The organism is Rhizobium sp. P43, assembly GCF_056730705.1.
Map to the genome: position 1 here is coordinate 2,419,445 of NZ_CM161539.1, position 26,329 is coordinate 2,445,773.

General features: G+C 61.9%; 24 protein-coding genes. 8 read left to right on the forward strand and 16 right to left on the reverse strand.

The features are described from left to right. Positions 1–18: 18 nt before the first annotated feature. The 3 genes from AC1PUL_RS12170 to AC1PUL_RS12180 all read right to left on the reverse strand — a co-directional run bounded on the left by AC1PUL_RS12170 (position 19) and on the right by AC1PUL_RS12180 (position 3,771). Positions 19–1,359: a lipopolysaccharide biosynthesis protein gene (locus tag AC1PUL_RS12170; RefSeq protein ID WP_480464449.1), complete on the reverse strand. Its 1,341-nt coding sequence runs from the start codon at positions 1,357–1,359 to the stop codon at positions 19–21. After that, on the reverse strand, positions 1,356–2,648 hold the full coding sequence (locus AC1PUL_RS12175; protein ID WP_480464450.1) for a GNAT family N-acetyltransferase: 1,293 nt from the start codon (positions 2,646–2,648) through the stop codon (positions 1,356–1,358). The genes AC1PUL_RS12170 and AC1PUL_RS12175 overlap by 4 nt, the downstream gene beginning before the upstream one ends. A gap of 115 nt (positions 2,649–2,763) precedes the next feature. After that, the gene (locus tag AC1PUL_RS12180; protein ID WP_480464451.1) at positions 2,764–3,771 is read right to left on the reverse strand and encodes an asparaginase; all 1,008 of its coding nucleotides are present in this window, start codon (positions 3,769–3,771) and stop codon (positions 2,764–2,766) included. A gap of 72 nt (positions 3,772–3,843) precedes the next feature. Between AC1PUL_RS12180 and AC1PUL_RS12185 the strand changes: the two genes are divergently transcribed. Next, positions 3,844–4,578: a DUF3750 domain-containing protein gene (locus AC1PUL_RS12185; protein ID WP_298466471.1), complete on the forward strand. Its 735-nt coding sequence runs from the start codon at positions 3,844–3,846 to the stop codon at positions 4,576–4,578. 340 nt (positions 4,579–4,918) lie between these two features. Here AC1PUL_RS12185 and AC1PUL_RS12190 read toward each other — a convergent pair whose 3' ends face one another. Next, a complete protein-coding gene (locus AC1PUL_RS12190; protein WP_480464452.1) occupies positions 4,919–5,287 on the reverse strand; it encodes an NIPSNAP family protein in 369 nt (122 codons plus the stop codon). 119 nt (positions 5,288–5,406) lie between these two features. Between AC1PUL_RS12190 and AC1PUL_RS12195 the strand changes: the two genes are divergently transcribed. After that, positions 5,407–5,712, forward strand: coding sequence for a hypothetical protein (locus AC1PUL_RS12195; RefSeq protein WP_480464453.1), 306 nt, complete (start codon positions 5,407–5,409; stop codon positions 5,710–5,712). 358 nt (positions 5,713–6,070) lie between these two features. Here AC1PUL_RS12195 and AC1PUL_RS12200 read toward each other — a convergent pair whose 3' ends face one another. The 3 genes from AC1PUL_RS12200 to AC1PUL_RS12210 form a co-directional block, all read right to left on the reverse strand. Continuing rightward, positions 6,071–7,537, reverse strand: a complete 1,467-nt coding sequence (locus tag AC1PUL_RS12200) for a hypothetical protein (RefSeq protein ID WP_480464454.1) — start codon at positions 7,535–7,537, stop codon at positions 6,071–6,073. Next, complete coding sequence (locus AC1PUL_RS12205; protein ID WP_480468568.1) at positions 7,537–8,268, reverse strand: COG3904 family protein; 732 nt, start codon at positions 8,266–8,268, stop codon at positions 7,537–7,539. Before AC1PUL_RS12205 ends, AC1PUL_RS12200 begins: the two co-directional genes overlap by 1 nt. A 62-nt stretch (positions 8,269–8,330) precedes the next feature. Further along, on the reverse strand, positions 8,331–9,638 hold the full coding sequence (locus AC1PUL_RS12210; protein WP_480464455.1) for a hypothetical protein: 1,308 nt from the start codon (positions 9,636–9,638) through the stop codon (positions 8,331–8,333). Positions 9,639–9,843: 205 nt separating this feature from the next. On the opposite strand from AC1PUL_RS12210, the gene AC1PUL_RS12215 reads away from it, so the two are divergent. Together AC1PUL_RS12215 and AC1PUL_RS12220 are read left to right on the forward strand one after the other, a co-directional pair. Next, complete coding sequence (locus tag AC1PUL_RS12215) at positions 9,844–10,869, forward strand: hydroxyacid dehydrogenase (protein WP_480464456.1); 1,026 nt, start codon at positions 9,844–9,846, stop codon at positions 10,867–10,869. Between the two features lie 157 nt (positions 10,870–11,026). Further along, positions 11,027–12,151: a diguanylate cyclase domain-containing protein gene (locus AC1PUL_RS12220; RefSeq protein ID WP_480464457.1), complete on the forward strand. Its 1,125-nt coding sequence runs from the start codon at positions 11,027–11,029 to the stop codon at positions 12,149–12,151. A 30-nt stretch (positions 12,152–12,181) separates the two neighbouring features. On the opposite strand, the gene AC1PUL_RS12225 is transcribed toward AC1PUL_RS12220, so the two are convergent. After that, on the reverse strand, positions 12,182–13,183 hold the full coding sequence (locus AC1PUL_RS12225) for an NAD(P)H-quinone oxidoreductase (RefSeq protein WP_480464458.1): 1,002 nt from the start codon (positions 13,181–13,183) through the stop codon (positions 12,182–12,184). Between the two features lie 452 nt (positions 13,184–13,635). Between AC1PUL_RS12225 and AC1PUL_RS12230 the strand changes: the two genes are divergently transcribed. After that, entirely contained in the window at positions 13,636–14,925 is a 1,290-nt protein-coding gene (locus AC1PUL_RS12230) for a pilus assembly protein TadG-related protein (RefSeq protein ID WP_480468569.1), read from the forward strand. Positions 14,926–14,930: 5 nt separating this feature from the next. On the opposite strand, the gene AC1PUL_RS12235 is transcribed toward AC1PUL_RS12230, so the two are convergent. After that, positions 14,931–15,917 (reverse strand): GNAT family N-acetyltransferase, encoded by a 987-nt coding sequence (locus AC1PUL_RS12235; protein WP_480464459.1) that lies wholly within the window; start codon positions 15,915–15,917, stop codon positions 14,931–14,933. A gap of 59 nt (positions 15,918–15,976) precedes the next feature. Further along, entirely contained in the window at positions 15,977–17,776 is a 1,800-nt protein-coding gene (locus AC1PUL_RS12240) for a bifunctional diguanylate cyclase/phosphodiesterase (RefSeq protein ID WP_480464460.1), read from the reverse strand. A 345-nt stretch (positions 17,777–18,121) separates the two neighbouring features. Here AC1PUL_RS12240 and betI point away from each other — a divergent pair, with 345 nt between their 5' ends. After that, positions 18,122–18,754: a transcriptional regulator BetI gene (gene betI / locus AC1PUL_RS12245; RefSeq protein ID WP_480464461.1), complete on the forward strand. Its 633-nt coding sequence runs from the start codon at positions 18,122–18,124 to the stop codon at positions 18,752–18,754. 112 nt (positions 18,755–18,866) lie between these two features. Further along, the gene (gene betB / locus AC1PUL_RS12250; RefSeq protein ID WP_480464462.1) at positions 18,867–20,330 is read left to right on the forward strand and encodes a betaine-aldehyde dehydrogenase; all 1,464 of its coding nucleotides are present in this window, start codon (positions 18,867–18,869) and stop codon (positions 20,328–20,330) included. A 226-nt stretch (positions 20,331–20,556) separates the two neighbouring features. Here the strand turns inward: betB and AC1PUL_RS12255 are convergent, their stop codons facing one another. After that, on the reverse strand, positions 20,557–20,907 hold the full coding sequence (locus AC1PUL_RS12255) for a helix-turn-helix domain-containing protein (RefSeq protein WP_444558822.1): 351 nt from the start codon (positions 20,905–20,907) through the stop codon (positions 20,557–20,559). A gap of 3 nt (positions 20,908–20,910) precedes the next feature. Further along, complete coding sequence (locus AC1PUL_RS12260; protein WP_246780618.1) at positions 20,911–21,108, reverse strand: type II toxin-antitoxin system RelE family toxin; 198 nt, start codon at positions 21,106–21,108, stop codon at positions 20,911–20,913. A 100-nt stretch (positions 21,109–21,208) separates the two neighbouring features. On the opposite strand from AC1PUL_RS12260, the gene betA reads away from it, so the two are divergent. Continuing rightward, a complete protein-coding gene (gene betA / locus AC1PUL_RS12265) occupies positions 21,209–22,861 on the forward strand; it encodes a choline dehydrogenase (RefSeq protein WP_480464463.1) in 1,653 nt (550 codons plus the stop codon). A gap of 3 nt (positions 22,862–22,864) precedes the next feature. Here betA and AC1PUL_RS12270 read toward each other — a convergent pair whose 3' ends face one another. From AC1PUL_RS12270 to AC1PUL_RS12285, 4 genes are all read right to left on the reverse strand, one after another. Further along, complete coding sequence (locus tag AC1PUL_RS12270) at positions 22,865–23,164, reverse strand: type II toxin-antitoxin system RelE/ParE family toxin (protein ID WP_480464464.1); 300 nt, start codon at positions 23,162–23,164, stop codon at positions 22,865–22,867. Beyond that, a complete protein-coding gene (locus AC1PUL_RS12275; protein ID WP_298469795.1) occupies positions 23,161–23,433 on the reverse strand; it encodes a prevent-host-death protein in 273 nt (90 codons plus the stop codon). The genes AC1PUL_RS12270 and AC1PUL_RS12275 overlap by 4 nt, the downstream gene beginning before the upstream one ends. A 64-nt stretch (positions 23,434–23,497) precedes the next feature. After that, positions 23,498–24,910: a virulence factor family protein gene (locus tag AC1PUL_RS12280; RefSeq protein WP_480464465.1), complete on the reverse strand. Its 1,413-nt coding sequence runs from the start codon at positions 24,908–24,910 to the stop codon at positions 23,498–23,500. Further along, positions 24,907–26,238: a phosphatidylglycerol lysyltransferase domain-containing protein gene (locus AC1PUL_RS12285; protein WP_480464466.1), complete on the reverse strand. Its 1,332-nt coding sequence runs from the start codon at positions 26,236–26,238 to the stop codon at positions 24,907–24,909. The genes AC1PUL_RS12280 and AC1PUL_RS12285 overlap by 4 nt, the downstream gene beginning before the upstream one ends. Positions 26,239–26,329 lie beyond the last annotated feature (91 nt).

The following is a 26,329-nucleotide window of genomic DNA, read 5'->3' on the forward strand; positions in this document are numbered from 1 at the left end:
CGATGGGCGCCCGAGCGGTCAGTCCTGCGCGGCAATGCGTGTGAAGGGACGCGCCAGCACCCAGTAGCCGGTGTGACGGTGAACGAGCACCGTGACCACCACGAGCCGGACGACCTGCACAAGAACCATGGCGGCGGCGGCGCCAATGATCCCATATTGCGGCACGAGCGTAAGCATCGCCAGGACACAGACCGCAATCGACAACATGACAATGACAAGGCTCAGGCGGTAGCGGCCCTGGACGACGAGCAGTTCGGATGCCTGGCCGATCGCGGCGCGCACAACATAGGCAAGACCCAGAAGCACAAGGCAGGGATAGGCCGAGACAAAGGCATCCCCGAAGAGATGCAGCAGCGGATAGCCGGCCACCAGTGTCAACGCCACCGAGGGAATGGTGAGCCAGAAGGTGGCATTGGTGGAGCGGGTGATGCGGGCCTGCAGCGCTGCCCTGTCGGCAGAGGCGAGCGACAGCGAGAAGCCACGGGCGGCGACCAGCATGAAGCCATATTGCACGAAGGCGGCAAGCGAGAGCGAACGCTGGGCGGCGAAATAGAGCGAGGCCTGATCGGGCGGCACGAGGAAGCCGAGGATCAGAACGTCGATCCAGACGAAGAGCTCCTCGGCCGTCATCGCCGGCATCATCAGCACGGAAGCGAGAAGCCAGAAGCGGCGACGGCCCGGCGCCTTTGTGGGTGGAGAGGGGCTTTTCGGCAGACGGGCGCGCAAGACAAAGGCCTGGACCAGGAGCACCAGAAGCGAAGCCAACGCAACAATCGCCAGGACAGTCACGGCATCAAGCGGCAGCCCGGCGAGGCTCGCCATAGCCACGCCCGCCATGACCAGCACAGGCCGGAGGACAAAGCCCGGAATCGTCGAAAGCGCATACCAGCCGAAGCCCCGGGCTATGCCGGTCAGATAGGTCTCAAGCGACAGGATCGGAAAGCCGATGGCAAGCACGGCGATGGGCAGCAGAAAGGCCGGATCGACCAGGCCTGGCAGGATGAAGAGGAAGGCGAGCGCGAGTGCGGCCAGCAGACCGGAGCCGATCAGGACGGCGCGGAAGCCGGTTTCGATATATCCCGCGAGATGCGCATGCTTTTCGCGTCGGCCATACCGGGGAATGAAGCGGGCGGCGGAATCATAAAAGCCGAGCACGCCGATCTGCCCGACGACACTGACCCAGGTCCAAAGGATGACATAGACACCGTAGTCGCGAAGATCCATGGCCCGTGCGAGGAGGATCTGCAGCCCGAGCCCGACAAAGGCCGCGGCGATGCGGACGGATATGCTGGTGAGCACGCCGCGCAAACCGGGATCACGAAGTGCGTTCGCCGCCCTGAGCCGCAGAGCTGCCATCATGCAAGGCAGAGCAGGACGAGGCTGACGGTGCCGCTCTGCCTCGAGAAGACACGCGTGACAGCATTGACCGCAGCGAGAACCCGCGACCGCGCGCCGGCGCCGACTGCATCATATATGGAGCGAACACGCGGCCTGAGACCCGCCATCCAATGTCGGCAGTAGAGCTGACCGAGCGCGGTCTGCGGCATGTAGCAGGCGGTGAGCGGTTCGATCGTGTCTGTCCAGCTTGACTTATAAGTCGAGGGATCGTTGAGGAAATCGAAACGCCTGATACCGCTCTCGATTGCCCAGCGCTGCGCACTTTCCATCTGAACCTTGCCGGGCGAATATTTCTGGTAGTCGAGATCGATGGCACCGAGGAAGCAATAGTAGTGGTCGCGCAGCCTCATGCCGATTTCCATGGCGATGGGCGTGCCGTCGAGGGTCATGACATGAAGGTAGATGCCGTCCTCGCCTTCCAGCGGTAAAGCCCCCAGCTGGCGCAGCAAGGCGAGGAAACGCGGATCAAAGATGTTGCGGCCGACACGGCCGGTGCCCTTGAGCCAGGATTGCTTCAGGCTGATGCAGCGATCGATATGCGCCGCATATCCTTCGCTCCCGGCGGGGTAGATGTGATAGTCGAGCGTGCCCAGCTTTTCGAGCCGGTTGCGGCGGCTGTTGCGCTGCAGGCGCTGCTTCTTCGGCAAGGCGCGGTGGTGGCTCTCCCAGTCGCTGATGCGCGTGAGGTCAAGCAGGCAGGACTGGCGGGTCTCGTTGAGGTTGACGCCTTCGCCTGCGAGGATCTCCGCCAGGAGGGATGATTGCGGGACGTGATCGAAGCAGATCGCATCATGGCCCTTGTCCTTGCGGATCTCGTCGAGCACGGCGCGTCCCAGCATCCGGTCGAAGCGCTCGGGATCGTAAAGGACGGTCGAATATTGGTTCACCGGGGCCGTGAGTGGCACCAGAAGGGTGATCGCCGGGCTCATCCTGCGGGTCATCAGCGGCAAGATCATGATGCAGGCGCCGGCATCCCAGAGGACATAAAGCTTCAGCCGAGCCTCGGGCTTTTCACCCGTCAGAAACGCCTGGCACCAGTGACGGCACCATTCAAAGCTCTGGAAATAGGTGAAGGGCTCGGGGCAACGCCGTTCCAGTTCGCGCCAGACATCCTCAAGCGCTTCGAGATCGGCCAATGTCTCCCGGCATTCGAGCTCGAACAACCGACCGGCCAGATCCAAGGGCGCAGACCGAATGCGGCCGTCCTTGCGAACGACAACGGGGTCCTGCCCTCTGGTTGGAACTTGCATGAAACGCGGTCTCGTCGGTTGCGTATGATCGGTCGCAACGCAGAATAGCTGCCAAGGGTTAAACCTCCCTTGAAGCGAACAACAATGCCTAGTAGCCCCCAGCGGCCCTCAGGGCTCAGGCGAAGAGCACATCGGTCGTGCGCACAGTGCCGACCGGCAAGCCGTTCCAGTTGGTCATGCCGTGATGGGCAAGCTTCATCAAAGCCGCCTGCTCCTCGCTGTCCTTTTCAAAATGGCGGGCAAGAAGAACCGCGATCATGGCTTCGGCCGCCCGGGTTGCGCCATCCTCGCATTTGACGGCAAAGGACAGGCCCTTTTCCGGCAGGAGCGCGCAGAAGACGCCTTCGGCACCGGTCTTGGCGAAGATTTTCCCCGGTGCCACCTGCATCAGCTTCGTGCAGAAGCGTTTGGTGCCGGCGACATAGAAGGGTTCGGCCATGCAGGCATCGATCAGGCGGCGGGCGGCCGCGGCGCGGATGGGTTCAAGTCCCCTGCCCGTGGCGAGCTTGCCGAAGCCTCTGGCGAGACCGATAAGCGGTACGGCATAGGTCGGGATCGAGCAGCCGTCGGTGCCGCAATTGTCACGCGAGAGCACGGCGCCCGTCAGATCCGACATGATGGCGCGGATCGCCTGCTGCAGGGGATGATCGAAGCCGGCATAGCCGCGCGGGTCTTCGCCGGTATGCACGCAGGTGCAGACGAAGCCGGAATGTTTGCCGGAGCAATTGTTGTGAAGCGCATTCGGCTTGTCGAGCGTGCGGGCCTGGTCGATCAGCACGGGCTGGTGCGAGGACCAGTGGGCGCCGCATTCGAGCACGCTTTCATCCCGCCCGGCGGCCTTCAGCATGGAGGCGGCGGTGGCGACATGTTCCGGTTCCCCGGAATGGGAGGAGCAGGCGAGCGCCAGTTCGCGGTTGCCGAAACGATAAGCATCCGCGGCACCGCTTTCGACCAGCGGCAGGGCCTGCATGGCCTTGCAGGCCGAGCGCGGGAAGACGCCCGCCTCGACATCACCGGCGGAGAAAACGATCTTGCCCTCGGCATCGACCACAACGGCAAGCCCGCGATGGCGGCTCTCGACGAGTTGACCGCGTGTGACCTCGACCGTGACTGGATTTTCCATACTACGCCTCAAAATACCAACAATGTCAGAGTTCTTTTAAATCATGCATCGCTCCAATCTTCGAGGTCGGGATTGAAATTTCTGCTGCGCTTCCTCTCCGTCGTCGTTCTCGTCTTCATCCTGCCGACGCTGGTTTCGGCCGGGCTCTGGGTGTCGAAGGACCGACCGCAGCGCTGGAGCGAGGCGAACTGGGGTTCGTCCGGCCTGCTGCCGACGGCGGAGGAGAGCCCGGAAGCGGCGATCTATGTGTTTTCGGCGATGACCGGGGGCCTGAAGGGCGCGATTGCCAGCCATGCCTGGATCGTCACCAAGGACGAGAACGGCGCCTATCAGCGCTATGACAAGGTGGGCTGGGGCTCGCCGATCCGCAGGAACCATCGGGCGCCGGATGCCTTCTGGTACTCCAACCCGCCGCGGCTGGTCGCGGAGGTGAAGGGCGAGGCGGCAAAACGGCTGATCCCGAAGGTGGAGGCTGCCATCGAGGGCTACCCCTACGGCCAGCCGGGCGGCTACCGCATCTATCCGGGGCCGAACTCCAACACCTTTGTCGCGCATGTGCTGCGGGAAGTGCCGGAACTCGGCGCCGTGCTGCCGCCGGATGCCGTCGGACGCGACTATCTGCCGGGCGGCGCCTTCTATCATCTCGACGAAGACGGCCGCGACCTGCATGTGAGCCTTGGCGGGCTTGCCGGCTTTTCGGTCGGCGTGCGCAGCGGGCTGGAGGTGAATTTTTTGGGGTTAGTTGCCGGGATCGATGTCGTGCAGCCGGGCATCAAGGTGCCGGGCTTCGGGACCGTCGGGCTTTAGGGCTTTACCATTCAAGCGCACATGGCCAGAAGCAAAAGAGCCACCCGCGAGGGTGGCTCCCATGAGCTTTAGTCCTTGTCCGGACCCGGATGGCGAAGCATCCGAAGGAAGGCTGGATCAGGCCGAGGGCTGCCCCGTCAAAACCGCACCCTTTCCAAAGTCACGCACGCAGACCGAAATCTCACTAGACATTGGATCACCTTCCTTTCGTTACGTTGCCGATAATGGAAAGGTAGGGTGGCATCGGGGATTCGACAAGGCACGTTGTGTGACGTTTTGTTGGGATAATTGTGTTGCATCGCACAGCAGTGCGTCCATAATCCGCGCGCTCGCGCTTCGATCACTCTTCTTTCAAAAGGGGCGTCAGGAACAGTCGCTCATAGCTGACGAACGGTGGTGATCTGCCGAATTTTGCGTTGGCAGCAACGCCATCCGGATCTCGTACGACCTCTTCACGGTATTTGAGATAGGATTGCTCGTCCGGGAAGGTGAAAATCGCAATTGCGGTGTTCGCATCGCCATCTTGACCGGCACCAGGAAAGCTCACCCTGGCGTCGTAAGGCGTTTCGTGAGGCATGAAGTAGCCAAGGTGTTGACCCCCGTAGCGCTCAATCAGCGCAATCCAGATCCTGGCATATTCCTCAAACTCTGCGGTCCGACCGGGATGCAGCCGATATCGAATTTCGCATGTGATGGCACGTCTGAGCATGGGGCCTCTTCTCGGTGTGATGGCGCGCGCCACCATTGATGCAACGCCTTCCGGGCGCATTCCATGTTGACCGTCCCCGTCCCGGCGGCGACACTCGCTTTGCAATGGGAGGACATATCATGGACGATAGCATCCGCTGGCGGAACATGCGCTCGGCGCCGCGCGACGGCAGCCGCATTCTTGTGACCATACGGGCCACCGAACAGGGGCCGGGTGCGGTCGATCTCGTCTACTGGTCGAAGGGCGACCGGTTCGGGGCCGATGGCTGGCGCTCGTCCGATTCGACGCCGGGCGCGATCATTTCCTATGCCGAGCCGGAGCTGAAATGCTGGATGCCTCTTCCGGGCGTCAACATGGATGCGATGGTGAGACCGCCGGCCTGGGAGGGCGAGGACGAAAAGGAGCTGGATGGCTCGGGGATCTGAGGGGTGGTGTGATGGGCTCAGTCGTCAGCCTGACACTCCGAGCCTAGGATCGCGTCATGTTCACACCGAGTAGAAAGCACGACAGCTATCAAGCACTCCGCTCTCAAGTTGGGTGAACTCGGCAGTGCGAGGTTTTGCACAATGTCCGCCAAGGCTGAGCAGGAGGGGTTCCATCGGGGTGTGGGAATTGCGGAGTTGCCTAGGACTGTGGCGCATCTTAAGGCGACACAATTGGGCGCCATAATCAAATAGGTACAAGGTTCGACCTTGAGAATTTAAAAATGTAATCACGGCAAGCCTGATAGGCACGCGGGCGATATCCAAAGGGTGCCGGACACTTGTGGTTTCGACGATCAGCCTATTCAGCGCCTTCAGGCCGCCATGCTTCACCAAAGCTGGCCTCTTTCAATTCCTCAACAAAATCAGCGTGCTTCTGACGCAGGTCGCCCTTCTTCAAAATAAGGTATGCCAAAGTCGACCCAATTATATGAGCAGTATTCGCCTCAGCTAAAGAAACAGCACGCTCACCATTGTGGACGATCCGAGAACGGGTGCCATAAGCTTTCTTGATCTCCCTCGCCAGCGTGGCCCGTGATCCGGGGGTGGCTGTCCATATAGATCCGGCCAAACGCGCGATTGTATCCGTGACTGCGCTTTTATCGTCTTTCGGCGCCAGCATGGATTCGATCGCGGTGAAGAAAAGTAGAACCCGTTCTGCGGGTTCGGTCGATCTACGCCCACGGGTAAGCCAACCCAGTGCTTGTTGAAGGCGTTCAGCCAGAGTGCCCGGATCAGGTTTAAGGAGTAATTCTAGCTTCTCCGTTGTTTCTGGAGAACCTAAAGAAGCGGCAAGCTCCCTGTCGATCTGGTACCACCGAGGAAGGTCACCTCCACCTCCTGACAACACCTCAGCAGACATCACGAATCCCGGTGATCCCCAAATTGGCGGGTTGATGGGATGTGGCTCGACGTCGTTGAAACCTGGGAACATTGCGTGGCTGGAGCGATACTGCAGCCGAATAAAACTGGTGGCCACGTCAATCATCCACAATGCTTGAGGCTGAAGCGCCTTTGGCATGCCTTGCAAAGTCACAGTCCAGCATATTGGCGGCAGGAATGCGTTTGCGACGCCCGCATCGTCAAACGTGAAGGCTCTCACTCCGTGACTAGAATCTTGAAGGTTCAAGTCGGGGTGCTCCGCTGAAAGCTCTCGCGCCAACGTATCGCGGCGGACGATCCGGATGCGTCCGATCTTGACGTCATCTACGCCTTCTTCGAGCTTAACAAGGTAATTCGGCCAAAACATCGTATGCTGCTTGGTGGCGACTTCCTGCAACTCGAATGCAATTGCCTTTGCAATATCACGTGACGACTTTGAGCCGACAATTGGGAAGACTACTCGCCTCGCCACGTCGCCAACGGTTCGTTCGTGTATAAATGCGTGCCCAAAAACAGCTATGGCACGTTCGGTGAGCTTACTCTGCACGCTTAATAGTTCATCAGTGAATTCGACTATACCCGACTTGCCGGTGCTGTAACCGCCACTGCGCATTCGCAGGACTGCACGGAAATCTTCTTCAGTCCGAACAATCGCCTGATTGAACGCTTTGACATACGCTTCGGCAAGATCAATTAGGGGCTTATCGTCAGCGCCCTTTGCACTTTTTTTGGCCATCTGCAAACTCTCTGAGTTGTAGTCCATTGGCAAACTACGGCCAATGCCATTACTTAGAGTAGATAGCATACGATGAGCGACCAGAATGCGATCAAGTCTTACATCAGCACTTTTCGAAACCACTAGGAGCTCTCCCAGCTCCAGCGCCATCACCCCCCCTGCTTCGCCGTCGCCAGGGGCTCGGTGACCAGCTTGAATTCCGTCATCTCCTCCGGCGTCAGGTAATAGAGCCGGTCGGGGGGTGTTTCCAGCGCGTGGATCCAGAGCCCGTCGGCAATGCCCATGTCGTCGAGGTGACGGGCGATGCGGGCCGTCGTGCTCTGGGCGGCCGACATGGCCTGTTCCGGCGAGGGGCGCTGTTGGCCGGCGTTGAAGACCTGATGCACACCGACAATCGCGTCTTGAGCGGCCTGGCGCGCCACGCCGCCTGCAAAGATCAAGGGGCAGGAGGAAGCGCAGAGCGCCCGGGTTTCCACCTGGGTGTTGAGCCCCTTTTCGCGGATCAGCCGGGAGATCGCCAGCGCATCATCCACGGAACCGCCCGGCGAATTCAGCGTGATCGACTTCACATATTCGCCCCGGGCGGCGATCTCTTCGGCAAAACGATCGGCGGCGCCGAGATCGATCGACCCTTGCGCCTTCAAGACGCCTCCGGTCGTAAGCTCGAAGCGCATCGGCTGGCGCAATTCGTCCTGTGGCGTGGCCGGCTCTACGGGCGGAGACTGAGGGACGCCGTCGGTCAGGGCCGGCGGAAGGACCGGGGCGTCCGTCGTCATCGGATCGTGGCCGGGCAAGGCCGCATTGGCGAGGCTCATTTCCCTGAGATCGACGAAGAGAAAAGCCCCTGCCGCCGCCAGAAGGCCGAAAAAGGCGCCGCGCATCAGGAGGCCGTCATCGGCGCGGACAAAGGCATTCTTCAGCCGAACGAATGGCGCTGACGGTCTCACGCGGGCGGCCCCTTGCGCGGCGCTTTGGCCGACATGTCGAGGCTGGTGACATTCGGGCCGGCACGCCTTTCCTCCTCATCGACTTCGGCGGCTCTGACGGCCTCGGCGAGATCGACGCCCCGGTGGCTCAGCGCACGCTGCACCTCCAGCGCTTCCAGAAGCTCGGCGGCGGTGATCCGCTGGGCAAAGGGCAGCCGCTCGTCCTGCCGGCGGATCGCGCTATGGACGACGGCGAGGATGAAGACGAGAACGGCGGGCAGAAGGTCGATGGAAATGGCACCCGCCCAGGCCGGAATGAAATCGGCGGCGTAACGCAGAACGGCTTCGGCCGAAGACAAGGGCACGAAGCGGCGCTCCGGCACCGGTTCGCGCGCCAGGATTTCGTCTGCCGCCTGCGACAGGACCTCTGACTGGGCGGTGACCGAAGCGCGGATGGTCTCCATCACCTGATCCTGGCGTTCGGCAAGATCGGCTGCGCGACCGTCGGCGACGGGGGCGATGAAGCCGAGCGACAGGTCTTCCGCAGCGCGCTTGACGGAGGGGGCGATCGAGGTCTGTTCGAGCGCGGTGATGACGCCCGAGAGCGCCACGACTTCGGCCGAGAATTCATCGCTGCGGGGCGCAACGGCGCCCGGCGCCGACACCAGCTTGCGCATGGTTTCCAGATGCGCGCGGCCCTGATCGAACAGGGTGGTCACGCGCTCCCGCGAGGCGGTGATGCCGGTTTCGAGCTCGTTGAGCTGGGCCGACATCTGCGACAGAAGCTGCACGACGCTGCCCGAACCGGTGGTGCCGGTCAGCGCGCCGTTCTGACGCTCGTCTTCGGCAAGCCGTGCGAAACGTTCCGAGGCTCGCTGGATGTCGGGCAGAAGGCTCTGCGCGGCCAGCGCATTCTGATGCGCCTGGTCGAGATCGGCGGTGTAGTCCTCCACCGTTTCGGCAAGATGCTGTTCGAGAGCGGCCGAGCCTGCGAGTGCTGCTGCATTCAGCCAGCTCGACATGGCGATGATCATGGCGCAGCCGAGCGCCATGACGCCGAGCATGGCGCTGCGCGCCGCCGTGCCCGTCACATGCGGATAGAAGCGCGCCATGTAGGACCAGAAGGCATAGATCGCGACCGAGACCGAGGCCGAATAGATGATGGCGGCAAAGAAGACGGCGGTCGGCGAGCCATCGAGTATGCTGCGCACCCCGAGATAGGTATAGACGCCGGAGGCAAGTGCCAGCACGGCCAGCGCAAAACGGGTCATGGTTTCGACGGCGGCAACGCCATCCTGCAAACGATGCGAAGCGCCAAGCGCCATGGAGACCTCCGACAGGGACAGATGTCTTAACAAGCGCTTAAGAACGGGGCGGAATGAAGGCTGGGGAGTGGGTTGTGATCGGCAGTCGCTTTTTCCCGACAGCGAAGACCGCTTCAACTCCGGATGGCACGGCGCCAGGGCTTGCCCATGGAGCGACATTTCGCGCTAAGCTTTGCGGCAGTCGGGATTCTCAAGGGAGGAAACAATGAGTCGTTCCGTCATTCTGGTCGATCCATTGCCGCGGACACTGGATCTGATCATGGAGCCCGCCGTCCGGGCCCGGCTCGAGGCCCTGGGCGAGGTGATCGTCTCGGAAGATCGCCCCATGCCTGCCGAAGTGGTCGAACAGCATCTTCCCGACACCGTGTTGATCTTCGGCCAGACGGACATGCCGAAAGAGCGCCTGGACCGGGCGCCGAGGCTGAAGGCGATCATCAATGTCGAATCGAATTTCCTGCCGAATATCGACTATCAGGCCTGTGTCGAACGCGGGATCTGGGTGATCACGCCGGCCTCGGCCTTTGCCTCGCCGGTGGCGGAGGCGGCCCTTGCCATGGCGCTGGATCTCGCCCGGGGGATCACGGCGGCGGATCGCGACTTTCGCCTTGGCGTCGAGCGCTATGGCCTGGAGGGCAATGCGAAGACCTTCCGCTTTGCCGGCGCCCCCGTCGGGATCATCGGCTTTGGTGATCTCGGCCATGCGTTTCGCGACCTCATCCGCCCGTTCAAGAACCGGGTCCGCGTCTTCGATCCCTGGCTTCCGAAGGAGATCATCGAAGGCCAGGATTGCGAGCCGGCGACGCTCGACGACGTGCTCCGCGAAAGCCAGGTGGTCTTCGTGTTTGCGAGCGTCACCAGCGAAAACGAGGGCTTCATCGGCAAACGCGAGTTCGCGATGATGAAGCCGGGGGCGGCTTTCCTGCTGATGAGCCGTGCGGCTGTCGTCGATTTTCCGGCGATGATCCAAGCGGCCCAATCCGGCCATATCCGGGTGGCGACGGATGTGTTTCCGGAGGAACCAGTCGCCGCCGACGATCCTGTCCGCCAGGCGTCTGGCATTCTGCTCTCGGCCCACAGGACGGGCGGTACGCGGGACGCCTTCTATGCGCTGGGCTCCATGGCCGTTGCCGATGCCGAACTGATCATGAAGGGCCTGCCGCCCCGCCTCTGCCGCCGCGCCGACCCGGCAACGGCAAGCCGGTTGAGGTCGAAGCCGGTGACGGTGTCGTGAGGGCGGGGGCGTGTGTCCTCGACCGGACGGAAGTCATGCCGCCCATCAAGATATCAAATTTTGTCGTTCGGCCTGACTGAATCTTAAGCTGGCTGGTCCATGATGCGCGCAGCGACGGCCCCTTGAGAGCCTAAACCATGTGCCTGAGGGATCTGGCGTGCGTGACAGAGAAGCCGACGATGTGTTCAAGACGCTGGTATCGGAGTTGCACTCGACGCTGACCCCGACGACGATTATGGGGATCACCATCCTGGCCGTCGGGCTGTTTGCCTATCAAAGCCTCGGAAGCATACCGGTGCTGATGGCGACGATCGGCGGTGCCACCGCATCGCTTGCCAAGATTGCCGTTTCCCTCGCCCATCGCCGCGCTGACGCGAGGGCGCGCACAACGGTTGCGGACGCGGAGCGCTGGGAAAAGGTGCAGGGCCTCGTCATCGTTCTGATTGCCGCCTGTGTGGGGACGATCGCGACCATCGCCTTCTATCACCGAGACCTGTCGGTCCACATTCTCGCCGCAGCGCTGACCTTTGGATACTGCGCCGGTGTGACGGTCAGAATATCCGTTCGACCGTTGATCGCCGCAGCTGCGATCCTGATTGCCGCCGTCCCCGCGACGATCTCGATCTTGTTGTATGGCGATTTGGCCCACTGGATTCTCACTCTGCTCTGCGTGATATTCATCGTGGCCGCGCTGCAGAGCATGCTGCATGTGTATCGAACGACCGTGCGTCACATCCGCCTGTTTCTGCAGATGGAGCATCAGGCGCGGCACGATCCGCTGACGGGGCTCGGCAACCGCACGGCACTGACGGAAGCCTACATGAACCTATGTCGCGCTGACGATGCGCTCACCTCAGTGCATTGTTTCGACCTGGATGGGTTCAAGGACGTCAATGACCGCTTTGGTCATGCAGTGGGAGATGCATTGCTTGTCGCGATCGCCGGACGGCTGCGCGAAAAACTGGAGGCGCCACATCTCGCCGTTCGCATTGGCGGCGATGAATTCGTCATCCTGCAACCCGATGTCCGCCATCCCGATGATGCCGAGGCTCTGGCGCGCAGGGTGCTGGATTTTCTCCGCGCGCCTTACGAGATCGCCGGTCAAGAGATCCGCATTGGGATAAGCCTGGGCTATACGATGGCCCTTGGCGGATCAGCGGATCTGGACCAGATGATGGTCACGGCAGATACGGCCTCCTACCGCGCCAAGCGAAACGGTGGCGGAATCGACAGGGAAATTCCAGCCATGCCCGGCCTTGGAAAGTTTTCCGCCGTCGCGTGATGGGATGATGAGAGGTGCCGACACGCACCCTCACCCCATCTTCAACACGATCTTGCCGATATGTTCTGAGCTTTCCATCAGCCGGTGCGCCTCCACGACCGCCTCGAAGGGCATGACCGCGTGGATGACCGGGGCGAGATCGCCGCGTTCGAGGCGGGGCCAGACTTCGGTGGCGAGGTCATCGCGGATGGCGCGTTTTTCTTCCGCCGTGCGCGGGCGCATGGTCGAGCCGGTGACGGTTAGGCGCTTGACCATGATCGGGCGGAGATCTGCTTTTTCGGCCACCGCGCCGCCGAGGAAGGCGATGATGGAGAGGCAGCCGTCCTTGGCGAGGACCTGGAGATTGCGATCGAAATAGGAGGCTCCGATCATGTCGAGCACGACATCCACGCCCGTGCCTTGCGTCTCTTCCTTGACGATTTCGACGAAATCCTCGGCCTTGTAGTTGATTGCCCTGGTGGCCCCGAGATCCATGCAGGCCGCGCATTTTTCCGCCGAGCCGGCGGTGGTGTAGACCGTTGCGCCGAAGGTTTTGGCGAGCTGGATGGCGGTGGTGCCAATGCCCGACGAGCCGCCATGGATGAGCACGGTCTCGCCTTCGGTCAGGCCTGCCATCTGGAAGAGATTGGCCCAGACAGTGAAGAAGGTTTCCGGCAGAGCGGCGGCCTTCACCGCGTCATAGCCCTTGGGGAATGGCAGAGCCTGACTGGCGGGGACGGCGCAGTATTCGGCATAGCCGCCGCCATTCGCCAGGGCGCAGATCCGGTCGCCGATCTGGAAATCGGTGACACCCGTGCCAAGGCCGACGATCTCGCCGGCGATTTCCAGGCCAAGAATGGGGCTTGCATCCTTCGGCGGCGGATAGGCGCCCTGGCGCTGGGCGACATCCGGCCGGTTGACGCCCGCTGCTTCAACCTTCACCAGGATTTCGCCGGGCCTGGGGCTCGGCAGCGGCCCCTCGACGAGGCGCATGACCTCCGGGCCGCCATGGGTGGTGAGATCAACATGGCGCATGGTGGCGGGCAGTGACATCGGCGGGCTCCTCGGATCGATTGCTCAAGGTGAGGCATAGAGCCTCGCAAATGCGATGAAAAGGAGGCCCTTTGTCCGACGCGACAAATGGTATCGGAGGCGACAAAGGCTTAAGGCCAAGCTGATCGTCTTCGAAAATATTTCTCGCAGTCTCGCAACATAATCCAAAATACAGGAAACAAATTAAGTCTCACAAATCAACATGTTTGAACAATAAAATCCAAAGCCATACGCAAAAAAACCGAAGCCTGAGAATATTTATTATACTATACGTGCCGGTCAACGACGTGCGACAATGCTGTGCGTTACTTACAAAACCTAGATTGGAAAAATTCGCCGAGATTGGATGTTCTACGAACGATATTCTACTCACATTAAATTTATTTACCAAAAACGACAACCCAACATTAATTTCCAACACCCTAAAAGACCCTCAGAAATTGGGGGTTAATATGCGCAGTTTATGGGAAGATCGTAGCGGCAATTTCGGCATCACCACAGCTCTTCTCCTGGTGCCCGTGATTGGCGTTGCTGGCCTCGCGATCGATATTCACACAGCGGTCATCGCCAAGGGCGACCTGCAGGCGGCTGCGGATTCAGCCGTTCTGGCGGCGGTGGGCGAATATTCGGCCGGGACGCGCCAGGCGATGCAGATCGGCGACAAGGGCAGACTGACGGATGCCATCGAGGATGCCCGCAAGGTGTTTAATGCGCATGCCGGCAATCACACAGACTTCAAACTCGTTGCAAGCGATGTCGACGTGGTCAAGTCCGGTCGCGATCTGCAAGCCGTCTTCAGTTATACTGCGGAGGTGCCGACTGTTCTGGCCCGCATTCTCGGCCAGGAGAGCGTGACCATCTCTGGGCAGGCGACCGCCGTGTTCCAGACGGAAACCTTCCGCGACTTCTACCTGCTGCTCGACAACACGCCGTCCATGGGCGTGGCCGCGACACCGACCGAAGTGAGCCGGATGATGAACGCCACGCCGGACAGCTGTGCCTTCGCCTGTCATGTGGTCAAGGATGGCGTGGACGACCTTAACTCGTATTACCATATCGCCAAGCGAAACGGGATCGTGACACGTATCGATGTCGTGGCGCAGGCGACGAGCGCGCTGATGGCGACAGCCATGAGCGAGCGCAAGTCAGACAACCAGTTCCGGATGGCCGTCTACACCTTTGGACAAAAGGCCGAAGACATGAAGCTCCTGGAGGTCTCGCCGCTGACCAAGGACCTGAGGTCAGTACAAAACAATGCCTCGATGATCGACCTGATGTCGACGCCGAGCCACGGCTTTGCCCGCGATGCCCTGACGAATTTTACGCAGGCTATCGAGAACCTGGGAGAGAAGATGGGCACGCCCGGCGATGGATCGACAGCTTCTACGCCAGAGAAAATCGTCTTCTTCGTCTCGGATGGCGTGGCCAACTACATGAACCGGACGTCCTGCATGCGCCCCACCAGCAACAACCGCTGCATGGAGCCGGTCAACTTGAATTCCTGCAAAGCACTGAAGGACAAGGGCTATCGCGTGGCGGTCCTGTATACGACCTATCTGCCACTACCGACCAACAACTTCTATCGCAACTGGATCGCCCCCTTCCAGCCCAGCTTGCCAACGGTCATGCGCGATTGCGCCTCGCCCGGTCTCTATTTCGAGGTGAGCCCAAGCGAAGGCATCGAGGAGGCGATGAACGCGTTGTTCATGAAGATCATCAACACGCCACGGCTTGCGAGTTGAGAGTCTTAGAGATCGATTTCCATGAAAGTGGCAATCGGGGTCTGACGGTAGGCGCCGAAGGGCCCGCGGTCGCGGAAACCCACGCTTTCATAGAGGCGCCGCGCCTCGACATTGCGGATGCCGACTTCGAGCCGCACGGAGTGGATGCCCCTCTCTTTCGCGGCTTGCAAAACGGCCAGTAGGAGGGCGCGGCCGACGCCCTGCCCGGCGTGATCGGGATCAACGATCATGCGCTTGAGTTCGGCGGCGCCCTCAATCAGGTCCATAAGGGCGGCGCAGCCGAGCGCCCGCCCGGCTTCATCACGGGCGACAAAGACCGAGATATCAGGGCGCGCGAGGGCGGCAGCCGTCAGCGGCTGGCGGAAGGCGCCGGGATACAGGCGTAGGGCGGCGGCATCCGATAGCGCAAGCAATTTGTCGATTTCCGCTTGGTCTGCTGCTTCGACCGCCACGTCAACCGTCATCGTCGCCAAGCCATTCGCCACATGGTCAAACGACCCACCGGCAACAATGGCATCTATGAACGGCTCTTTGCCATCAAGGTATTCGCGTATGCCGGAGATATTCTCGCGCTCCAGCCGCAGCTTCAAGTGTTCATACTCGCTGCGCAGGACATGGTTGGCCCGCAATTTGTCGCGAAATGTCAGCAGATGCGCGATCTTTGGGTGAGACGCCTTGATCACGTGAAGCTTATGGGTCCTCACACCGTCTACGTCGCGCTTGAAGAAATGGTGACCCGGCGTCAGATCCCCGCCACGTCGATATCCCAGATCCTTGAGCTGTTGTTCCGTCGAGGCGGAGATCTCTGCCTCATGATGGACTGCCAGAATGTCGATCTCGGGTTTGGCGGCAAGGCCCGGCACCGCCGTGCTGCCGACATGGTGGATCTCGAACCGGCCAATTCCGAATACTGATCTCAGCCTCGCCGCCTCCTTTTCGAAGCGGTCAGGCCATTCGGGATCATAAGGCGCAATCTGGCTGGTCAGGGGCATGGCCCACCATAGACCAGCGTCGCCATGTCTTCCACAGATCGCAGCGGCGAAAGCTGCTCTCAACCGTCGAGCAGGCCGAACGACAGCCCACCGTCGTTCTCCTTCGCCTGCTTTTTCAATTCCGCGATCTCGCCGCTGATGCGGTTGACATCGTCGATGACGAGGCCGGCGGGGAGTTCGAGCACGCCGATCGAGCAGCGCATCAGCGGGAAGTCTCGCTCGCGGCCCTGGCGGTCAAGGCCCTTGATATGGCCGGTCTGGCGGTCGGATTCGGAATAAAGGTCGATGATTTCGTCGTGGAAATCCGAAAGCAGACGGTCGAGGATTTCGGTCAGTTCCTCGCGGGTCCAGTCGCTGACGCCGATGAAGAAATCATCGCCGCCGACATGGCCGAGGAAATCGCCTTCGGAGAAGAAGTAGCGGCGCAGGAGCGCTGCGAACAGCGAGATGGCGTGGTCGCCCTGATGGAAGCCATAGTGGTCGTTGAACGGCTTGAAGTGGTCGAAGTCGCAGTAGCAGAAGAAGCGGGCGCCATCGCCGTCGAGTGCTGCAGTCCTCATGAAATCGCGGATGGCGCGGTTGCCGGGTAACCCGGTCAACGGGTTCTGGTCCTGGGCGGTCTTCAGCTGCTTTTCGCTCATGATGCGGATCAGCGAGGCGGCGGAGACCACGCCGGCGTAACGCATGTTCTCCGTCAGGATGACGCAGTCGGAGCCTTCCATATTGGCGAACATCGTCATCAGCCGCTCGGCATCGGCATCCAGGCCGACGATCGGCGCGCGGTCGACGAAATGCGAGATGGAGCGCTCGTAGAGTTTGTTTTTCAGAAGATCGCGGCCGAAGGGCTGGTAGATGTATTCCTTCAGATGCCGCTCGTTGATGATGCCGCGCGGCTCGCCATTGGCATTCAGCACCGGGAAGAAGGACTGGCCGGGGTTGCGGCGGAAGAGATCGAAGACGTGGTCGATGTTTTCGTGTTCGAAGACGGTGGGCAGCGTTTCGATCTGCTTGCGGATCAGGATCTCGTCGAGGGACTGGCTGGTGCGGCGGGCCTTGCCGACATCCTGGAGATGGGGAAAGGCGCTTTTCAGTTCCGAGACGATGGTGCTGGGGCGGGCGATATACCAGCCCTGGACGAGATCGACGCCGAATTCGCGGCAGGCAAGGAATTCGCTTTCCGTCTCGATGCCTTCGGCAATGACGCGCACGCCGAGCACATGGCAGAAATTGACGATGTTCTTGACGAGGTGGCGCTTGCGCGGATTGCTGTCGAGGCCGGCGATGAAGTGGCGGTCGATCTTCACATAGTCGACAGGGAAGTCGCAAAGCAGCTTCATCTCGCCGTGGCCGACACCGAAATCATCGATGGCGAGCTTGAAGCCGGAGCGGCGCAGGCGCTCGACCAGGCTTGCGAATTCCGGAACGCGGGTGTTGTCGAAACGCTCCGAGAGCTCGAAACAGACGGAAGACGGCGGCACATGCGCCTTGCGCAGCTGGTCGAGCAGGGTGTCGACGAGTGCGTTGCCATCGGGGATCAGGCGGACATCGAGATTGAGGAAGAGGGTGGCGCTGGCGCAATCCGGAAGCGTCGCGAATTTGGCCAGCGCGCGGCTTGCGACCATCTGTTCGAGGGCGAGCAGCTGGCCGGTGGCGGCGGCCTGATCAAGCAAGTCGAGCGGGCTTTCGAAGCCGATGCGGTCGTGGCCGCGCATCAGGCTCTCGTGGCCGAAGACAGCACCCGTGCCGACCTCGACGATCGGCTGGAAGGCATTTTCGACGACGAGCTTGGCAAGCGTGACGAGCTGGTCACTGGCGAAGCGGCGCAGCGCTCCGAAATCCTCAGCCACCCCTGCAGACATGACGCGATACTCCAATATCCACTTGTTTTTATGGGCGGAAATGTGCCGGGCCAATCGTCAACAAAGGCTTTCTCCAGTGTGACAGCGAGATGAAAGTTTTGCGGCACAACCATTGGCCGAGACGACGCTGCCGTGCACCTCAACGCAGGAAAAGCCCGGCGGGCCGGGCGTTCCGGACGGCCGCATAAGGGCGGTCTCCAGCCTCATTCGGGCACTGGACCGCATCGGCCGTGTTCCGGTTTACCGTTAAGCGCGCGCCGCTTTCGGGGCTATCGGCATGTCGCAGATTTTTTATTGATTGATCAGTCAATCAAAATTATCATCCGGCAAGACAGGGGAACAGACATGCCGAAGGTCGGAATGGAGCCAGTGCGCCGCAAGGCGCTCGTCGATGCCGCGTTGAAGACGATCGGCCATCACGGTTCGCTGACCGTCACCATGTCGGAGATTGCCCGCGAGGCGGGCGTGTCGGCAGCACTTGCGCATCACTATTTCGGCTCGAAGGACCAGCTGCTGATCGAGACGATCCGCTCGCTGCTGCGCCAGTTGCGCGCCGATGCGGTGGTGGCGCTGGCGGCGGCGCAAACGCCGCGTGAGCGGATTTCGGCCGTCATCCGCATTTCCTTCCAGGCCGACCAGTTCGACCCTCAGGTGGTGGCCGCCTGGCTTGCCTTCTACTCCGAAGCACAGCGCTCGGAAGAGGTGCGCCGGCTGCTCGCGCTTTATGCGCGGCGGCTGCAGTCCAACTTGATGTCCGGTCTGAAGCCACTGTGTGGTGCAGTCGACGCGAGCCGGATTGCCGACGGTGCGGCGGCGATGATCGATGGGCTCTATATCCGGCAATCTCTGAAGGCCGCGCCGCTCTCCTTTGATGCCTCTGTCGCACTGGTCGAGGATTATGTGACGGGGCAGCTCGCCGCCCACCCTCCCCTTGAGGGGGAGGGTCGGACCAAAGGTCCGGGGTGGGGTGAGCCATGAGCGCAGCAGACCGAACGAAACGACATCAGAAGATCACCCCCACCCGCCGCTTTGCGGCGACCTCCCCCCTCAAGGGGGAGGTGGAGAGAAACCACCCGTCTGGAGACAGGACATGAAAGCCCAACCGCAAGCCTCCCACTTCATCGACGGGGAATATGTCGAGGATACCGCCGGCACCGTCATTGAAAGCATTTATCCGGCGACCGGCGAGGTGATCGCACGGCTGCATGCCGCCACACCGGCGATCATCGAAAAGGCGATCCAGTCCGCCAAGCGGGCGCAGAAGGAATGGGCGTCGTGGAGCCCTTCGGCACGCGGGCGCGTGTTGAAGAAGGCCGCTGAGATCATGCGCGAGCGCAACCGGGAACTCTCCGAACTCGAGACGCTCGACACCGGCAAGCCGATCCAGGAAACGATCGTTGCCGATCCGACCTCGGGCGCCGACAGCTTCGAATTCTTCGGCGGCATCATCGCGACAGCCATGAACGGCAGCCAGATCCCGCTGGGCGGCGACTGGGCCTATACCAAGCGCGTGCCGCTCGGCGTCGTCGTCGGCATCGGCGCCTGGAACTATCCGCAGCAGATCGCCTGCTGGAAGGGTGCACCGGCACTGGCCGCCGGCAATGCGATCGTGTTCAAGCCCTCGGAAGTGACGCCGCTCGGTGCCTTGAAGATTGCCGAGATCCTGATCGAGGCCGGCGCGCCGAAAGGTGTCTACAATGTCATCCAGGGGGACCGGGAGACGGGGCCGCTGCTCGTCAGCCACCCGGATGTCGCCAAGGTGTCGCTGACCGGCTCCGTGCCGACCGGCCGCAAGGTGGCGGGGGCGGCTGCGTCGCAGCTCAAGCATGTCACCATGGAGCTTGGCGGCAAGTCGCCGATCGTCGTCTTCGACGATGCCGATATCGACAGCGCGATTTCGGGCGCCATGCTCGGCAATTTCTATTCGACTGGCCAGGTCTGCTCGAACGGCACGCGCGTCTTCGTGCATAAGGCGATCAAGGAGACCTTCCTGGCACGGCTGAAGGCCCGCACCGAAGCGATCCTGATCGGCGACCCGCAGGACGAAGCGACGCAGATGGGGCCGATGGTTTCGCTCGCCCAACGCGAGAAGGTCTTGTCCTACATCGACAAGGGCAAAGCGGAGGGTGCGACGCTCGTCACCGGCGGCGGCATTCCGAACAGCGTCACCGGCGAAGGCTTCTACATCCAGCCGACCGTGTTTGCCGATGTCACCGACGACATGACCATCGCGCGCGAGGAGATCTTCGGGCCTGTGATGTGCGTGCTCGATTTCGAGGACGAGGCCGAGGTGATCGCGCGCGCCAACGCCACGGAATTCGGCCTGTCTGCCGGTGTGTTCACCGCCGACTTCTCCCGCGCGCATCGCGTGGCGGATCAGCTGGAGGCAGGCACGCTGTGGATCAACACCTATAATCTCTGCCCAGTCGAGATCCCCTTCGGCGGCTCGAAGCAGTCGGGCTTCGGCCGCGAGAATTCCGCAGCGGCACTGGAGCATTATTCCGAGCTGAAGACGGTTTATGTCGGCATGGGCAAATGCGAGGCGCCGTATTGAGATGAGATCGGGCGTCGCGCGAGGATACCCCCCTCTGTCGGCTTCGCCGACATCTCCCCCACAAGGGGGGAGAGTGGCCGCGATCGCTTTGCCCGATAAACGTTCTGGAATGCGATTGGCGAGCTTCGCAAGCCTGTCGAGCGGTCAGCCACGCGCCGCTCTCCCCCCTTGTGGGGGAGATGTCCGGCAGGACAGAGGGGGGTGCCGCGGCTCCGATGCTTGGCCGTCACACCACAATATCGTCGAGATCGACCTTGAGTGCGGCGGCAATGCGCTTGAGCACATCGACGGAGCCGGTCTTCTTGCCGCTTTCGATCTCGGAGAGGTAGGGCTGGGAGATGCCTGCCGCGGCCGCGAGGTCGGAGACAGTCATCTTGCGGTAATTGCGGTAGGTGCGGATGCGGCTGTCGGTTTCAAACAGCTCATAGACGAGTTCCGCCGGCCAGGTTTCCTCGCCCGCACGCACGCGGGCCATGATCCTTTCGGCCGTGATCGTATCGATCAGGTCTTCGTAGTCGTCCTCGGGAACGAGAACATAGGTCTCGCCGTCGATGACGGTCTTACGCACTTCGCCCATGGTTCACTCCTTGTAGATGCCGCCGCGCGGTCCGACCTCAACGACAATCACCAGCATCGTCTGCTCGTCGATGATGACTCGGTCGTCTCCGACACGAATTCTCAGAAGTGGGCTGCCCTTCAACTTCTTCACATCGACCCGTTCGCCGCGCGCGAAGGCATCGACCCTCGAACGGATCGCATCCCGTCGCTTGGGCTGCATGCGGTCCAAAGCTTTGGTCGCAGCTTTGGTGTAGTCCACCCTCTTCATGCCAAGAGTATAGCAAATAGCTATAACTCTTCAACCATTCGGACCTGACACCATGCAGAACGCAGACTACGTCATCATCGGTTCCGGCTCCGCAGGGGCGGCCATGGCTTACCGTCTTTCGGAGGATGGCAAGAACACCGTCATCGTGCTCGAATTCGGCGGGTCGGACATCGGGCCCTTCGTGCAGATGCCGGCGGCACTCGCCTATCCGATGAACATGGACCGCTACAACTGGGGCTATATGACCGAGCCCGAGCCGCATCTCAACAATCGCCGGATGATTGCGCCGCGTGGAAAGGTGGTCGGCGGATCCTCGTCGATCAACGGCATGGTCTATGTGCGAGGCCACGCGGAGGACTTCAACCGCTGGGAGGAGCTGGGGGCGACCGGCTGGGGCTATGCGGATGTGCTGCCCTATTTCAAGCGGCAGGAAAGCGCGCATGGCGGCGAAGAGGGCTGGCGTGGGACCAACGGGCCGCTGCATGTGCGGCGCGGGGAGATCAAGAACCCGCTTTACCGTGCCTTCATCGAGGCGGGACGGCAGGCCGGGTTCCCGGTCACCGAGGACTATAACGGCCGGCAACAGGAAGGCTTCGGCCTGATGGAGCAGACGAGCTGGCAGGGGCGGCGCTGGTCGACGGCGAATGCCTATCTGAAGCCCGCTCTGAAACGGCCGAATGTCTCGCTGATCCGCTGCTATGCCCGCAAGGTCGTGATGGAAGGCACCCGCGCCGTGGGCGTCGAGGTCGAGATCGGCGGCAGAATAGAAGTTGTGAAGGCCAACCGCGAGGTGATTGTTGCGGCATCGGCCTTCAACTCGCCGAAGATCCTGATGCTCTCAGGCATCGGCCCCGCCGCGCATCTCAAGGAGATGGGCATTCCCGTTGTTGCCGACCGTCCGGGCGTCGGGCAGAACCTGCAGGATCACCTGGAATATTACCACCAGTTCAAATCGAAGCTGCCGATCACGCTGCATTCGAAGAACAACTGGTTCTGGATGGGGATCGTCGGCGCGCAGTGGCTGTTCTTCAAGAAGGGCTTGGGCACCTCCAACCAGTTCGAGGCGGCGGCCTTCATCCGATCGGCGGCGGGGGTCAAATGGCCCGACATCCAGTATCACTTCCTGCCGATCGCGATCTCCTATGACGGCAAGTCGGCGGTGGGTGGCCATGGTTTCCAGGCGCATGTCGGTTACAACATGTCGAAGTCGCGCGGCTCTGTGACGCTGCGCTCGCCTGACGTCAAGGACGCGCCGGTTCTGCGCTTCAACTACATGAGTGACCCGGAGGACTGGGTGAAGTTCCGCCATGCGGTGCGCGTCACCCGCGAGATCTTTGCCCAGAAGGCGTTCGATCCCTACCGAGATGTTGAGGTGGCGCCGGGCCCGAATGTGCAGTCGGATGAGGAGATCGACGCTTATCTGCGGGAGCATCTGGAAGGCGCCTATCACCCCTGCGGCACCTGCAAGATGGGTCGTGCGGACGATCCGATGGCGGTGGTCGATCCGACGACCAAGGTGATCGGCGTCGAGGGGTTGCGCGTGGCGGATAGCTCGATCTTCCCGCATGTCACCTATGGCAACCTCAACGGCCCCTCGATCATGACCGGCGAGAAGGCGGCGGATCATATCCTCGGCAAGCAGCCCCTGCCCCGAAGCAATCAGGAGCCGTGGGGCAATCCGCGCTGGGAGACGAGTGATCGGTAAAGGTTAGCGGTAGTCGTCTTCGCGCTGGTGGCGGATGGCGAGGATCTGAACGTCACCGTTGTCCGCGAGCTGATACAGCGCGACATAACCGGCGCGCCCGAAGGATATCGGCAGTTCCCTCAACTGCTGGCCATCGTGCTCTACTTTTCTGCCAGTGTGCGGAAAACGGATCAATCCCGCGACTGCACTGACAATCGCATTCAGCGCGCGTTCTGCGGCTTCGACGTCCCGGTCAAGGAGGAAGTCGTAGAGCCTATTGAGGTCCGCCCGCGCTTTTGCATTGTAGCGGACCTTTCGGCTCATTGGCTCAACTCGGCTTTCCTCTTTTCGAGCTTGGCTCTGAGTTCAGCGTGAACCTCTTCGGCGCTGTACCAGACGCCCGTGCGTTCGGCCTCCTCCAAGGCCGCCAAACCTCGCGCAACAAACTCCGCCTGTTCCCGCCGATACTCCACCTCCGCCCGTGCCGAGCGGTCGATCAGATCGGCGACGGTCTCGCCTTCGCGCAACACGCTTTCGGCCGCGGCGTGGAACTCCGCGTCGTCGAGGACGGATGGCTTGACGGTCTCGTTCATGGCTGAACTCCCTGCTATCGCGCCATCATACCCCGAAAAGGCCGATGTGATAAGGCATGGGGGATCAGGGAGCGACTATCCGCGCCAGGATCCTGTCCGCCACCAGTTCGTAATTCTCGTCGAAGTGATGGCCGCCGGGGCGGGCGATGAGGTCGACGCCGTCCTTGACACGGGGCGAAAGCGCCGAACAGGCAGTGTCTTCCTCTTCCAGGCCATAGACACACTGGATCCTTATCGGCTCGACCGTGGCGAGGTGATCGACGGGGTCGCCATGCTTGCCCGAACCGGCGGCACCGAGCCAGCCGGAAACGGCGATCTCGAAGTCGGCCTGGTGCGACAAGGCGAGGAGCGAGAGGAGTGTCACGGATTTGCTGTCGTGGTCGGGCAGCAGGCCATAGACCTTCGGCAGGATGTTGGCGCCGAAGGAATAGCCCATCAGCACGACCTTCGAGACGCCCAGGCGCTTGCGGTAATGGGCGATGATGTCGGACAGGTCGGCTGCGGTCTCTTCCGGCGTCTTCTCGCTCCAGAAATAGCGCAGCGCATCGACACCGATGACCGGCACGCCGTTCTCGTTCAGCCGGGCGGAGAGGCGCTGATTGATCTCGCGCCAGCCACCGTCGCCGGAATAGAGGATGGCCATGGTGTCGTGCTCGGGGATGACAAGCTCTTCGATCAGCGGCAGATCGAGGGCCGCATCATCAGGCGTCAGGCGATCAGCGAGCGTCGCGGCCTCAGTGGACAAGAGGCGGACGCGACCGCCCTCCCCGTCTGCGATCACCACATCAGGATGGCTCGCCTGCAGCGACGCTGCATGCTGGCGCGCGGCCTGGTCGGCTGTCGTTGAAAAGGCGATACGGACGGGATTGGGCAGTTTTCCGGGCGACAGCCCGTAGGCCGTGCCGCGCGGTGTCTCCCGGCGGGGGGCCGGCGTACAGAGCGGCTTGGGCAAGGCGACCGCCTCGGTCGGATCGACGGCCACCGTCTCGCCAATCGTCTCTGCGAAACTGCCATTCGGGGTCTGGGCGGCAATGGCGAGCGCCAGTGCGCCGCCCTCGCCGAAGCCAAGGATGCGTGGCGGGCGGTAGAACTCGGCCGTGTGGCTTCGATGCAGCTGTCGGGTCAGGCGCTCGATATCGGCGGGTAGAAACAGGCAGTCGCGCTCGGTCTCGCGCGACAGCGCCGCGCGCCAGGTCTTCAGATCGACGCCAATGCCGATTGCGCCATCGAGCACGACGGTTTCCAATGCCGCCTGTTCGACCATGTCCCAGCCATTGGCATCGGAGATGATGACGACGACGCCCGTCATGCTGTCGTCATCCGGGGCGAGAATGCGGTCCTGCGGCAGGCTGACGATCTCCCGGTCGGTCGCGGTAGCCGGCAGCCATCCGACCAGCCAGAGGGTGAAGGCGATACAGCCACAGACGAAGGCGCCGGCCCGGCCCCGGCTCTGGGCTCCCGCCTGCATGGGCGTCATTTGCGCATCAGGCCCTTGAGACCTCCGCCGATCAGCAGCGTCACGTCGACCAGTGACAGGATCGGCAGGCCCTGGCCGGCCACGGCGAGATAGCGTGGCTGCCACTCGGGATCGAATTTTTCCTTGAAGGCGCGCACGCCGCGGAAATTGTAGAAGCGCTCGCCATGCTCATAGATCTGACGGGCGAGATGGTTCCAGGCGGGCGCACGCCGGTTGTCAGAAAGGCCGGCAAGCGGTGCCATGCCGAGGTTGAGGGTCTGGAAACCTTGCCCCTTCAGCGTCTCCATGATCTTCACGAACAGCAGATCCATCATGCCGCGGTGAACGCCGGGCACATGGCGCATGAGGTCGATGAAGGCGTCACCGGTCGATGAGGCGGTCATGAGGGTAGCGAAGGCGACGATCCGGCCGTCGAGCCGGATCACGGCCACCGGGCCGGCGGCGACATAGTCACGCTCGAAGGTGCCGAGGGAAAACCCTTTTTCCGCCGCCTTGTGCGTGGTGAGCCAGGTGTCCGAAACGCTCTGGAGCTCGTCCATGACCTCCGGCACCGCCTCGGGGGCCAACATCTCGAAGCACAGCCCGTCGCGTTCGGCGCGGTTGATCGAGCGGCGCAGCTTAAGCCAGTCGCCGCCGGCGATCGTGAAGGTCGTGAGGTCCACAACCGCCTGCTCGCCGAGCTTCAACGCCTGCAACCGCATCTCGACGGCAATCGGCAGGAACTCGGCTGAGACTTGGTAGAAGACCGACCGGCTGCGACTGCGCCTTGCCTCGGCGATGAATTTTTCGACGAGTGGCGCCCAGAGGTGTTTCGGACCGACGGGATCAAAGAGCGCGACCAGCGAGCGGCCCTGCCGGGCATACATGATGAAGCCCTGGCCGCAATCGGAGAAAAGGATGCGCTTGTCGCCGAGGCGGACGAGGCCGGCGCTGGCATTGGCCTGGGCCGGCAGAAGTGCGATGGCGCGGGCAAGATCGTCCGACGCATCGGTCTCGTCGGCGCGCCTCCGGCGCGGCAGGCGCACCAGCCCCCGCGAGGCAATCACGCCGAGGACCATGGACAGGCCCAGCGTGCCTTCGGTCGCATCCATCCCATGACGCGCAAGAACGAGGCCCCAGCCGAATTTCAGCAGGCTCTCTTCGGCAAAGATCGGTCCGAGCAGTGCCAGCATGACCAAGGCGCCGAGCATCAGTCCGGTGCGCGGGGCACGCAGAACCAGCTTCGGCAGAAGCGAGAGCAGGACGACCGAGATCGGCCTGGCGCGGGCTACCGGTGGAGCCGGTGCTGCAGGTGCCGCCGCGTCGGCGTCATTGAGAGAGGAAGCCATGAACCGGACCACGAAACCAGGAAGATCGAGCGCTTATTAGCGCCCATGCATGGACCGAAGCTTGTGACACCAACGGGTAAACGAGTCCGTA